Genomic DNA, 11,669 nt, shown 5'->3' with positions numbered 1-11,669 from the left:
ATGGTTTTACCCACGCGAACAACCTGTGGATAACTTTGTGGACGAATTGTCGCGTCCGGAACGGGCCACGCCGGAAACGTCAAGAGTCGCCCGTCAGGATATCCCGGTTATATGCTTCAACCGATTGATTTCGGGAGCTTACAAAGTTGACCGTTTACGTCCCTGGAGGTCACACCCCGGGCGAGCAGGCCTTCCAGGGCATCGGCACCCGCTGTGCATAAGGGCCAGCGTATGTACCTCATGAACCCGCGGTTTCCGGGGCAATGGCCGCATAAATGGCGGAGTAGTCGGCGTCGGCCAGGCCCTGCTCGCGCACCCGGTCCAGCAGATCGGCCAGCAGCGGCAGCCATGGCCCGACCAGTCCGGCATCCTCCACCGCGCGCTCGGTCAGGCGCACATCCTTCAGCAGGTGTTTGACCGGAAAGTTGGCGGTACCGAAGTCACCGGAGACCATCTTGCCGAGCTTCTTGTCGAAGGTCGGGGCATACAGGGCACTGTCGCGCAGAATGTCCATGAAGGTGTCCACCTCCACGCCCTCGCGCCGCACCAGCCCCAGGCTGAGGGAAAACGCCGCCGTGAGACTCGCGATCAGCTGGTTGAAGGCCAGCTTCAGCGCCGCCCCCTGCCCGACCGAACCGACATGCCGGGGTGTCTCGCCCAGAGCCGCCAGTACCGGCTGGGCCCGGGCAAAGTCGGCCTCGCGGTCGGCGCCCGCCATGATCAGCAGACGGCCATCCCGGGCCTCGGGGATGGAACCCAGCACCGGCGCCTCCAGGTAGCAGGCCCCCACGGCACGCACCCGCTGCGCCAGAGCGCGGCTCTCGGCCGGCAGGATGGTCGCCATCTGGATCACGCAACGACCCTCCAGCGCGCCGGCCGGCAGGGCATCCAGCACGGCATTGATGGCAGCGGCATCACTGAGCATCAGCACCAGCGCGTCCGCCTCGGCGACGGCTGCGGCAGGATCACTGTGAACGGCCACCCCCTCGGCCGCCAGATCGCTCGCGCGCGCGACCGTGCGGTTGTAAGCCACCACGGGAAATCCGGCCTGCAAAAGACGCAGGCCCATGGGTTGCCCCATGAGCCCGCATCCCAGCAGCGCCACTCGGGACGCAGCCATCATTACCCCCTACTTGATTTTGTCGTCCAGATCGTCCGTATACCCCAGCAGGGTATGCGGCGGCGGGGCCTCCTTCTGGTACCGGCTCGGGGTGACCGCCTCGGTCTGATGCAGGCTTCGCCACAGGCCGAACACCATGATCAGCATGATGACCGAGAAGGGCAGCCCGATACTGATCGCGGCCGCCTGCAACGCGGCAAGACCGCCCGCCAGCAGCAGAATGGATGCCACAACCCCCTCGAGGAGGGCCCAGTACACACGCTGGGTGACGGTGGGGTTGCGCACGTCACCGGAGGCCAGGGTGTCGATGACCAGCGAGCCGGAATCCGAGGAGGTCACGAAGAAGGTGACGATCAGCACCGTCGCCGCCGCCATCACGCCCAGAGACAGCCAGTCCCAAAGCGGCAGGGCCTCGAGTGTCACGAACAGCGCGGTGGACATGTTATCGGACACGGCACCGGACAGATCGGCCACGCCGTCCAGCTCGTAGCTCATCGCGGTACCGCCAAACACGGCTAGCCAGACGAAGGCCGCAGCGGTGGGGGCCAGCAGCACTCCGGCGACGAACTCGCGAATGGTGCGCCCGCGCGAGACCCGCGCGATGAACATGCCGACGTACGGGGCCCAGGAGATCCACCAGCCCCAGTAGAAGATGGTCCAGGAGGTCGCCCAGCCGGAATCCTCGATCGTGTCGGCCCACAGGCTCATCTCGGGCAGAAACTGAACGTAGACACCGGTGCTTTCCACCAGGAGGCGCAGGATGAACAGGGTCGGGCCTATGACCAGCAGCAGCGCGATCAGGATTACCGCGAGGCCGATATTGAAGTTCGAGAGCCGCTTGATGCCCTTGTCGACGCCCAGCGCGACCGACACGACGGCGATCAGGGTAATGATCGCGACCAGGACAATCTGCATGTAGGTGGATTCCTCAATCCCGAACACGAAATTCAGGCCCGAGTTGATCTGCATGACGCCGAGCCCCAGCGACGTCGCCACCCCGAACATGGTGCCGAACAATGCCACCACATCCACAAGATGCCCCCACGGACCGTAGATCCGGTCTCCGATAAAGGGATACAGGGAGGAACGGATCAGCAGCGGGAGATTGTGGCGATAGGCGTAATACGCCAGCGACAGGCCAACGACAATGTAGATCGCCCAGGCATGCAATCCCCAGTGGAAGAAGGTGTAGCGCATCGCCTCGACAGCCGCCGCGCTGGTCTCGCCCTCGACGTGCGGTGGGCTGAGGTAGTGGTACATCGGCTCGGCGATACTCCAGAACAGCAGCCCGATCCCCATGCCCGCAGAGAACAGCATCGAGAACCACGCGGCGTAGCTGAAGCGCGCGGTCTCGAACTGGTCGCCCAGGCGCACCCCGCCATAGCGGCTGAACATCAGGTACAGGGAAAACACGAGGAATACGGTCACGACCAGCATGTAGTACCAGCCGAGATACTCGCCGATGCCGCTTTGCAACTCGTTGAAGATCATCTCGGCGCGATCCGGGAAGATCGCTCCGAACAACACGAAAGCCGCAATCACCAGCGTCGAGCTATAGAAGACCGGACTGCAGATCACGCCAAAGCCGGCGAGGCGGGTCTGCGTCAGACCGGGGGTGGACTGCTCATCCATTCAGGTTCACCTTGTATTCTTGTGCACGCGCAAGACCGAGCGGCCCGATTCCGGGGGGCCGGAAACCGCGCGGGGTAGCGCCCATTGGGCGTTGCCGCAGTGAGGTGGGACACTGTCACCGTAGCGAAAGACTCTTTCGACTGCAAAAACGCGACGGGCTTCACGCCCGGCACGAGATCATGCCCGGGCATCGGGCACCCCTTGGGCGAGCAGCAGGGCCCGGGCCTGCCCCCCCTGGCGTTCGCGCTCGACCTGCCAGCCGCCCGCGGCGATGAAGGCAAGATCCGCCTCGGCCTCGATCTCGACATACACCTGGCTGTCGGCGTGCAGCCAGCCGCGCGCCAGCAGGGCCTCCAGCACCGGCGGCACATGTCCCTTGCCGAACGGCGGATCCACCAGCACAAGGTCGAAGGCGAGCCCGTCGGGCGGCGACTCTCCCAGCATGCGCCGCGCGTCGTCCCGGCGCACGGTTACCTGCCCGGCGCCCAGGCTCTCGCAGTTCGCCTGGAGCTGCGCCGCGGCGCGCGCATCGCGCTCGACCAGCAGCACCGTATCCGCCCCGCGCGAGGCCGCCTCCAGCCCCAGGGCCCCGGTTCCGGCGAACAGATCCAGCACCCGCGCCCCCGGCAACTGCGGCTGCAGCCAATTGAACAGCGTCTCGCGCAGGGCGTCGGCAGTGGGCCGAAGCCCGCCCACTCCGGGAACCGGCAGCCATCGGCGCCGCCAGGCCCCGCCAATGATGCGGATGCGTGCCGGGCGCCCGGCGGGGGTGCGCCTACTCCTGCCCACCCACGATCACCGTGACCATCGCATCCGGGTCGATGCGCTCGCGCAGGCGCGCATTCAGCGCGTCCAGCTCCACGGCCTCCATGCGCTCGACATAGCGGTCCAGATAATCCAGCGGCAGGTCGTAGAAGGCCATCATGCCGAGCACACCCACAATGTCGCTGTTCGAGGCCAGCGACAGGGGGAAGCTGTTGACGACGTTCTCGCGCGAGGCGTCCAACTCGTCGGCATCGATGCCGTCGGCGTGCCAGCGCGTCAGCTCCTCGCGTAGCGCCGTGACCGCCTCGCCCGCCTGATCCACGCCGGTCTGCATCCCGATCTGGAAGGGCCCCTCGACCGCCATCGGCTGCAGGCGACTGCTTACCGAATAGGCCAGGCCGCGTGTACTGCGGATCTCCCGGAACAGGCGCGAGATAAACCCTCCGCCCCCGAAGGCGTGATTGGCCAGGGTCAGGGCGTAGTGATCCTCGTCCCCGCGCCGCAGGGTCGGGGCCCCCATATAGATATGCGCCTGCTCGGAGGGAAAGTCGACGCGCTCCTCCACCGGCTCTTCAGGCAGCTCGACCGCGGGTAGTGGCTCCGCCGCCGGACCCTGCGGCAGGGCCGCGGAGATACGCGCGGCAATGGCCTCGGCCTCCTCGCGGCTCAGCCCGCCGGTGATCGCCAGGGCACCGTTGCCGGTGGTATAGAAGCGCTCGTAGAACGCGCGGGCATCCCCCGGCTCCAGCGCCTCGAGGGTCTCCCGCTCGCCACCCGGCCAGTTGGCGTAGGGGTGATCGCCGTACATCAGCTCGTAGAAGCGCCGGCTGGCCACGCTGCCCGGATCCTGGCGTTCGCGCTGCAGCCCCTGCAGGGCTTGGCGCCGGGCACGTTCAAAATCGGACCCGGGGAAGGCCGGCGCGGCCAGCACGTCGGTCAGGGTGTCCAGCGCCGAGTCCAACCAGTCCGGTTCGGTGAGGCTGCGCAGGCTGACGATGGCCATGTCGCGCAGCGAGTCGGTACTGAACTGCGCCCCCACGGACTCGAAGCGCTCGGCCAGCGCATCCGCATCCATCTCCGCGGTGCCGTGGCGCAGCGCCGAGCTGGTGAGCGAGGCCAGACCATTCTCGTCGCCGTCCCGCGAGGCACCGCCATCGAAGGTCAGACGCAGGTCGACCATTGGCAGATCCGGGGCCGCCACAAACAGCACCCGCAACCCCTCATTGGTTTCCCATTCCTCGATCTCGACCGCCTGGGCCGGCAGCGCCAGCGCCAGCAGCCACACCAGGGCCGTCAGCCATCCTGCCCGCATCATCTTGCCTCCCGTCATCACATGCCCCCGGCGGTATCGCCATGGGGTTGCACCGCCTCTGGACCGGGCGGGTCCTCGCCATCGAGAGGCTGCGGGTCGAGGATGCCGACCGTTCGCCGCTGCGGTACCAGGTATTCGCGGGCCACACGCTGCACGTCCTCGGCGGTGACCGCCCGCACGCGCTCGACGAAGCGGTCGCCCTCCTGCCAGCCGACCCCGATGGTCTCCAGCATGCCCAACTGGAAGGCCTGCGAACGCACCGAATCGCGCTGGTAGACCTCGGAGGCGATGACCTGCGCCTGCACCCGCTCAAGCTCGCTGTCGCTGACCGGCTCCTCCTGCAGGCGCTGCACCTGTTCCAGCAGGGCGGCCTCCAGGGTCTCCACCTCGGTATCTCGCGTAGGCACGGCGGCAATCAGGAACAGGTCATCCAGTCGGCTGAACGGGCTGTAGCGGGCCGAGGTCGAACCGGCCAGTTCGTCGCCGCGCACGATCTCGCGGGCGAAGCGCGAGGCCTCGCCGGAGTCCAGAATCCCGGACGCCACCATCAGGGCGTAGGCATCCACGGGATCGTCCACGGTGTTCAGCACGGGCGTTTTCCAGCCCATCATCAGGTAGGGCAGCTCGGCGGGCGCCTCGACGGTAATATGGCGCTCGCCCTTCTGCGGGGTCTCGGTACGCGGCTTCGCCTCCGAGTGATCCCCGGCCGGGATGTCGCCAAAGTGCTCGCGGGCCGCGTCGATCACCCGCTCGGCGTCCACGTCGCCGACCACCACGACCACCGCGTTGTCCGGACGATAGTAGCGGTCATACCAAGCCTGGTTGTCTTCCAGCGTGTAGGCCTCGATGTCGCTCATCCAGCCGATCACCGGATTGCCATAGGGATGGTTGAAGAAGGCCGTGGCCATCAGCTGTTCGCGTAGCAGTGAGTTCGGCTGGTCCTCGACCCGCAGGCGGCGTTCCTCCTTCACCACGTTCATCTCCGGCCGGAATTCGTCTTCCTGCAGCTTGAGGTGCTGCATGCGCTCCGCCTCCATCGCCATCACCGTCTCCCAGTGATCGCGCCCGATCACCTGGAAATAGCCGGTGTAGTCGCGCCCGGTAAAAGCGTTCTCGCGCCCGCCCAGGCGCGAGACGATGCGCGAGAATTCGCCCGGCTCGTACTCCTCGCTCCCGCGAAACATCATGTGCTCCAGCAGGTGCGAGATGCCGGTGATGCCACTGTGCTCGTCGGCGGAACCGACTCGGTACCACACCATATTGGCCACCACCGGGGCACGTTGGTCCTCCAGCACCAGTACCGTCAGCCCGTTGTCGAGCGTGGCCTCGACCACGTCCGATTCGATCTCCGGCGCCGAGGCCGGGGCCACGACGGGCCAGGCAAACGCAAGCGCCGTGACGAGCACTGTTACCAGGGTTTTACCGCGCATGATTCATAAATCCTCGTGCTAGCATTGGCGAACTCTCTACTTGACCACATTAAACATGTTCGGTTTCCGCAAGAAGAATTCCGAAGACCCCGCCAGCCCCGCCCCGGAGCCCGCCGGCCACGAGCCGGAGAAGCCCGCTCGCACGGGCTGGTTCCAGCGCCTGCGCAAGGGCCTGGCCAAGACCGGAGAGGCCCTCGGCGGGGACCTGGGTTCGCTGTTCCGGCGCAAGATCGACGATGAACTGTTCGAGGAACTCGAGGAACGCCTGCTCCTCGCGGACGTGGGCCTGGATGCGACCCAGCAGATCATGGATCGTATCACCCGCGAGGTAAAACGCGGACAACTGGACGATGCCGAGGCCCTGATGGGCGCCCTGGAGGCGGCCATGATCGAGATCCTCGAGCCGGTCTCGCGCCCCCTGGAGATCCCGGACGCCGAACGCCCAGTCTCCATCCTCGTCGTCGGCATCAACGGCGCCGGCAAGACCACCACCATCGGCAAGCTCGCGCATCACCTGCAGGCGGATGGCCGTTCGGTTCTGCTGGCGGCCGGCGACACCTTCCGCGCAGCGGCCGTGGAGCAGCTGCAGACCTGGGGCGAGCGCAACGGCGCCCCGGTGATCGCCCAGGGGACCGGGGCCGATTCCGCGTCGGTGGTGTACGACGGCCTGCAGGCGGCACAGGCGCGCGGCATCGAGGTGATGATCGCCGACACCGCCGGGCGCCTGCACACCCAGACCAACCTGATGGACGAGGTGCGCAAGGTGAAGCGCGTGATGGGCCGGCTGGACGAACACGCCCCGGACGAGGTCCTGCTGGTGGTGGACGGGGGCACGGGGCAGAACGCCCTGAACCAGGCGCGCCAGTTCCACGAGGCCCTGGGCCTGACCGGGATCGTGGTCACCAAGCTGGATGGCACGGCCAAGGGCGGCGTGCTGTTCGCACTGGCCGAACAGCTGGGTGTCCCGGTGCGGTTCATCGGGGTCGGGGAAAAGGCCGAGGACCTGCAGGTATTCGATGCCCGCGCCTTCGTCCGCGCCCTGCTCGGCCGCGACAACGACTGACGCGCCCGGGATGATTTATCTGCAACGCGTCACCAAGCGGTTCGGCAGCGCGGCAGAGGCGCTCAGCAACGTCAGCCTGCGCGTGGACCCGGGGGCGATGGCCTTCATCACCGGCCCCTCGGGGGCCGGCAAGAGCACGCTGCTGCGCCTGATTGCCGGGCTGGAACGCCCCACCCGCGGGCGCATCCGGGTCAACGGCCACGACCTCGACCGGCTTTCCAACCGTGCCATCCCCGGGTTCCGCCGCAGCATCGGGCTGGTGTTCCAGGATCACCGCCTGCTGTTCGACCGCCCGGTGTTCGACAACGTCGCCCTGCCGCTGGAGATCCTCGCCTACCGCCGCCCGGAGATGCGCAAGCGCGTGCGCGCCGCGCTGGACAAGGTCGGCCTGCTGCACAAGGAGACGGTCAACCCGCGCACCCTGTCCGCGGGGGAGCAACAGCGTGTCGGGATTGCCCGCGCCATCGTCCACCGCCCGGTGCTGCTGCTGGCGGACGAGCCCACCGGGAACCTCGACCCGGCGCTGTCGCGCGAGATCCTGCAGCTGTTCGACGACTTCAACCGGGTCGGCATGACCGCCCTGATCGCCAGCCATGACCTCGGGCTGGTCGAGCGGATGGGCAAACCGGTCCTGCACCTGGAGAACGGGCGCGTCGAGGCGCGGGTGGCCGGCGAGGGCACCGCATGAAGCCCGCGCGCCGCCTGCTGGATGTCGTGCCGGCCTGGCTGGAGGCCCACCGGGATGCCGGTCGGCGCAGCCTCCAGCGGCGCCTGCAGGCCCCGGTGCTGAGCCTGATCAGCATCGCCGTGCTGGGCTTTATCCTCGCCCTTCCGGCCTACCTGTGGGTCCTGCTGGACAACGCCCGGGCATTGTCCGCCCATGTCGACCACGACCCGCGCATCGCCCTCTACCTCGACGGTGTGGAGGCCGACACGGTCGCGGAACTGGAGCGTCACCTGGAGACCGATGCGCGGGTGGAACGCTGGACCTGGATCGATGCGGACGACGCCCTGGCCAACTACCGCGAGGGAATGAGCGATCCGGGCCTGCTGGACTGGCTGGACGAGAACCCGCTGCCGGACGTGGTCGACGTGGTGCCCGTCACGGCCGACCCGGAGACGGTGGCAGCGCTGCGCGAGGCCCTCGCGGCGACCGCCTCAGGGGCGACGGTGGTCAGCGACGACGAGTGGGTCCGTCAGCTGAACAGCCTGCATCAGCTGGGGCTGCGCATCCTCGCGGTCGTCGGCGCGCTGCTGGGCCTGGGGGCACTGCTGATCCTCGCCCTGGCAACCGCCTCGGAACTGCGCGAGCGCCGGGAGGAGATCGCGATCTCGCGCATCAGCGGCGCCACTCACCGCTTTCTGCGCCGGCCTTCCCTCTACGGGGGCCTGATCACCGGCCTTGGCGGCGGGGTCTTCGCCGGCATCCTGCTGCTGATCGGGATCGGGCTGAGCCGGGCACCCCTGGAACAGGCCGCCGCGGCCTTCGACCTCGAATTCGCGCTCGCCTTCCCCGGGGCTGACCACCTCCTGACCCTGTTGCTGACCGGGCTGCTCCTTGGCTGGCTGGGGGCGCGGCTGGGCAGTGGCCACGCCCTGCGGGATGCCCCGTAGGCTTGCATTTCAGGGGGAACGGCCGGAACTTTTGCAGGGTTTAGCACTCTTATCCACAGACTGCTAACCTAGAGTGATGAATCCGGAGGAAACACCACGCATGACCCAAGCCCTGACCACCCCGCGCATCGACATGCCCGTACCGGTGGGCGACCTCGATCACTACATGCAGGCCGTTGGCCGCATCGAGGTACTGGACGCCGAACAGGAACGCGAACTGGCCGTGGCGCTGCACGAGCACCAGGACCTGGATGCCGCGCGCCAGTTGATCCTGCACAACCTGCGCTTCGTGATCCACATCGCACGCGGCTACCAAGGCTACGGCCTGCCGCTGGGCGACCTGATCCAGGAGGGCAACGTGGGTCTGATGAAGGCGGTGCGCCGCTTCGACCCGGCCCAGGGTGTGCGCCTGGTGTCATTCGCGGTGCACTGGATCCGCGCCGAGATCCACGAGTTCATCCTGCGCAACTGGCGCATCGTGAAGGTCGCCACAACCAAGGCTCAGCGCAAGCTGTTCTTCAACCTGCGCAGCGCCAAGCAGCGCCTGGGCTGGCTGTCGAACGCCGAGGTCTCCGCCGTCGCGCAGGACCTGGGTGTCTCGGAGAAGGACGTCTGGGAGATGGAACGCCGCCTGTCGAGCCAGGACGCGAGCTTCGACCCGGGTCCGGAAGCCGACGACGAGGGCTACCAGGCCCCGTCCGAGCGCCTGAGCCTGGAAGACCTGAGCGACGATCCGGCGCACGTAACCGAGGACGAGGACTGGGACCGGCACTATCAGGAACGCCTGAGCCAGACCCTGGGCGAACTCGACGAGCGCGCCCGCACCATCCTGATGCGCCGCTACATGGCGGACCAGAAGGCCACGCTGCATGAGCTGGCCGCGGAATACGGCGTCTCGGCCGAACGCATTCGCCAGATCGAGAACAACGCGATCAAGCGCATCCGGGCGGCCTTCGGGGACTGACGTCCGGGCCCGGCACCGGAAACGGAATCGCCCCAACGAAAAAGGCCCCGGCGTAATCCGGGGCCTTTTCGTTACCGGGTGCACCGGGGCCCCGCCCCGCGAACCCGGCCGTCGTGCTGCCGATCAACCGAACAGGATCACCGAGAAGAAGCTGATCCAGGACCAGATGATCAGGGCGACCGTGAAGGTCAGCGGAAAGTTTTCAAAGCTAAACCAGTCGCGCATCTCGCAATCCTCGGAATTTTCAACCAGAACGAGCGAAGGGTAAGCGCCGCCGCAGTGCGGCGCAAGTACGACCCCCATCAGCGCTCGGGATTGCCCCGCCCGCGCGGGGCATTATCGTCCCGGCCCGGCGGATCGTCATCCGAACCCGTGGGGATGCGCGGGTCGTCGTCATCCATCAGGATGCGATGGGCCGGGCCCTGGAGGTCATCGTACTGTCCCGAGCGGATGGCCCAGAAGAGCACCAGTCCCACCACCAGGGCAAACAGCATCGCCAGCGGAATCAGCAGGTACAGGATCGTCATGTTCTCAGTGTACCCAGCCCCGGGGCGGGCTTAAACCGGGGGCGCGCCCGATGGCCGGCCGCGCGCGGGTGCCTCGGACCGGGATTCGGACGTCCGGTCCTCGACCGCCCTCGCGGGGCGCAGCCGCAGGGCATTGCCGACGACCAGCAACGAGCTGAGCGACATCCCGAGCGCGGCCAGCCAGGGGGTCAGCAGCCCGGCCGCCGCCACCGGTAGCGCCACCGCGTTGTAGCCGATCGCCCAGGCGATGTTCTGACGGATCACGCGCCGGGTGTGGCGTGCCTGGTCCAGCGCCTGCGGCAAATGCTCCAGCCGCTCCGACAGCAGGACCAGGTCCGCCTGCGTCTGGGCCAGCTGTGTGCCGCCGCCCATGGCCAGCGAGACGTCGGCGCCGGCGAGCACTGGGGCATCGTTGATGCCCTCTCCGGCCATCAGAACGACCCGGCCCTCGGCCTGGCGGACCCGCACGTAGGCCAACTTGTCCTCCGGACTGAGACCGCCCTCGGCGGTCGAGATGTCCATTTGCGCGGCGAACGCCCGCGCGGCCTCGGGCCGGTCGCCGGTCAGCAGGACCACCTCCAGGCCGCGCGCCCGCAGGTCCTGGATGACATCCCGCGCCTCTGGACGCGGGGTATCGGCCAGCCAGAACAGTGCAACCGGCTGGTCGTCGACGATCAGCCAGACGGGTGTGGCGACGGGATGATCGGCGGGAGGCTGCGGGGTCGGTGCCCCGCCTGGCGGAAGCATGGAAGCCCCGCCGATCGCGACACGATGCGTACCGATGCACCCCTGGACGCCCTGGCCGGGGATGTTGCGGATTTCACTGGCGGTCAACGCCGGGACCCCGGCCGGCTCGACCAGAGCCCGCGCCAGGGGGTGCTCGGAGTGGGCCTCCAGGGCAGCCGCCCAGTGCAGCCAGTCGCTGCCCGCCGGTGCGGACTGCAGGTCCGTACGGGCAACCAGGCGCGGCATGCCGACCGTCAGCGTTCCCGTCTTGTCGAGGCACACCAGGTCGACGCGCGGCAGTGTCTCCAAGGCGCTTCCACGAGTCACCAGCAGGCCGAGACGCGACAAGGCGCCGGTGGTGGCGGTCAGTGCCACCGGCGTGGCGAGCGCCAGGGCGCAGGGGCAGGTGGCCACCAGCATCGCGACCATGACCCACAACGCGCGCGCGGGATCGATCCAGGCGTACCAGACGAGGCCGGCCAGCGCGGTCAGGATCAGGACGGCGCCCACGAACCA

Annotated in this window: 11 protein-coding genes; 4 read left to right on the top strand and 7 right to left on the bottom strand. The window is 67.8% G+C overall.

Annotation, left to right across the window (positions count from 1 at the left end; genetic code table 11):
* Window positions 1-238: 238 nt before the first annotated feature.
* The 5 genes from ACESLR_RS08090 to ACESLR_RS08070 all read right to left on the bottom strand — a co-directional run bounded on the left by ACESLR_RS08090 (window position 239) and on the right by ACESLR_RS08070 (window position 6,259).
* Complete coding sequence (locus ACESLR_RS08090; RefSeq protein WP_373025386.1) at window positions 239-1,120, bottom strand: NAD(P)-dependent oxidoreductase; 882 nt, start codon at window positions 1,118-1,120, stop codon at window positions 239-241.
* 9 nt (window positions 1,121-1,129) lie between these two features.
* Entirely contained in the window at window positions 1,130-2,752 is a 1,623-nt protein-coding gene (locus ACESLR_RS08085) for a BCCT family transporter (RefSeq protein ID WP_373025385.1), read from the bottom strand.
* Between the two features lie 177 nt (window positions 2,753-2,929).
* Window positions 2,930-3,541 carry a 16S rRNA (guanine(966)-N(2))-methyltransferase RsmD gene (gene rsmD / locus ACESLR_RS08080; protein WP_373025384.1) on the bottom strand — a complete coding sequence of 204 codons (612 nt, stop codon included), beginning with the start codon at window positions 3,539-3,541 and terminating at the stop codon, window positions 2,930-2,932.
* Complete coding sequence (locus tag ACESLR_RS08075; RefSeq protein ID WP_373025383.1) at window positions 3,528-4,832, bottom strand: M16 family metallopeptidase; 1,305 nt, start codon at window positions 4,830-4,832, stop codon at window positions 3,528-3,530. Before ACESLR_RS08075 ends, rsmD begins: the two co-directional genes overlap by 14 nt.
* A 14-nt stretch (window positions 4,833-4,846) precedes the next feature.
* Window positions 4,847-6,259, bottom strand: coding sequence for a M16 family metallopeptidase (locus tag ACESLR_RS08070; RefSeq protein WP_373025382.1), 1,413 nt, complete (start codon window positions 6,257-6,259; stop codon window positions 4,847-4,849).
* Between the two features lie 55 nt (window positions 6,260-6,314).
* Here ACESLR_RS08070 and ftsY point away from each other — a divergent pair, with 55 nt between their 5' ends.
* From ftsY to rpoH, 4 genes are all read left to right on the top strand, one after another.
* Complete coding sequence (gene ftsY, locus ACESLR_RS08065; RefSeq protein ID WP_373025388.1) at window positions 6,315-7,322, top strand: signal recognition particle-docking protein FtsY; 1,008 nt, start codon at window positions 6,315-6,317, stop codon at window positions 7,320-7,322.
* A gap of 10 nt (window positions 7,323-7,332) precedes the next feature.
* Window positions 7,333-8,010, top strand: coding sequence for a cell division ATP-binding protein FtsE (gene ftsE, locus ACESLR_RS08060; RefSeq protein WP_373025381.1), 678 nt, complete (start codon window positions 7,333-7,335; stop codon window positions 8,008-8,010).
* Window positions 8,007-8,936 (top strand): cell division protein FtsX, encoded by a 930-nt coding sequence (locus ACESLR_RS08055; protein ID WP_373025380.1) that lies wholly within the window; start codon window positions 8,007-8,009, stop codon window positions 8,934-8,936. The genes ftsE and ACESLR_RS08055 overlap by 4 nt, the downstream gene beginning before the upstream one ends.
* A 100-nt stretch (window positions 8,937-9,036) precedes the next feature.
* Window positions 9,037-9,900: an RNA polymerase sigma factor RpoH gene (gene rpoH, locus ACESLR_RS08050; protein ID WP_373054485.1), complete on the top strand. Its 864-nt coding sequence runs from the start codon at window positions 9,037-9,039 to the stop codon at window positions 9,898-9,900.
* 302 nt (window positions 9,901-10,202) lie between these two features.
* On the opposite strand, the gene ccoS is transcribed toward rpoH, so the two are convergent.
* Window positions 10,203-10,427 (bottom strand): cbb3-type cytochrome oxidase assembly protein CcoS, encoded by a 225-nt coding sequence (ccoS, locus tag ACESLR_RS08045; RefSeq protein ID WP_373025378.1) that lies wholly within the window; start codon window positions 10,425-10,427, stop codon window positions 10,203-10,205.
* 30 nt (window positions 10,428-10,457) lie between these two features.
* A partial coding sequence (locus tag ACESLR_RS08040; protein ID WP_373066993.1) for a heavy metal translocating P-type ATPase occupies window positions 10,458-11,669 on the bottom strand: 1,212 nt, incomplete at its 5' end.

Source organism: Thioalkalivibrio sp., assembly GCF_041685615.1.
Taxonomy (GTDB): domain Bacteria; phylum Pseudomonadota; class Gammaproteobacteria; order Ectothiorhodospirales; family Ectothiorhodospiraceae; genus Thioalkalivibrio.
This window is presented reverse-complemented; position numbering and strand designations above follow the sequence as displayed.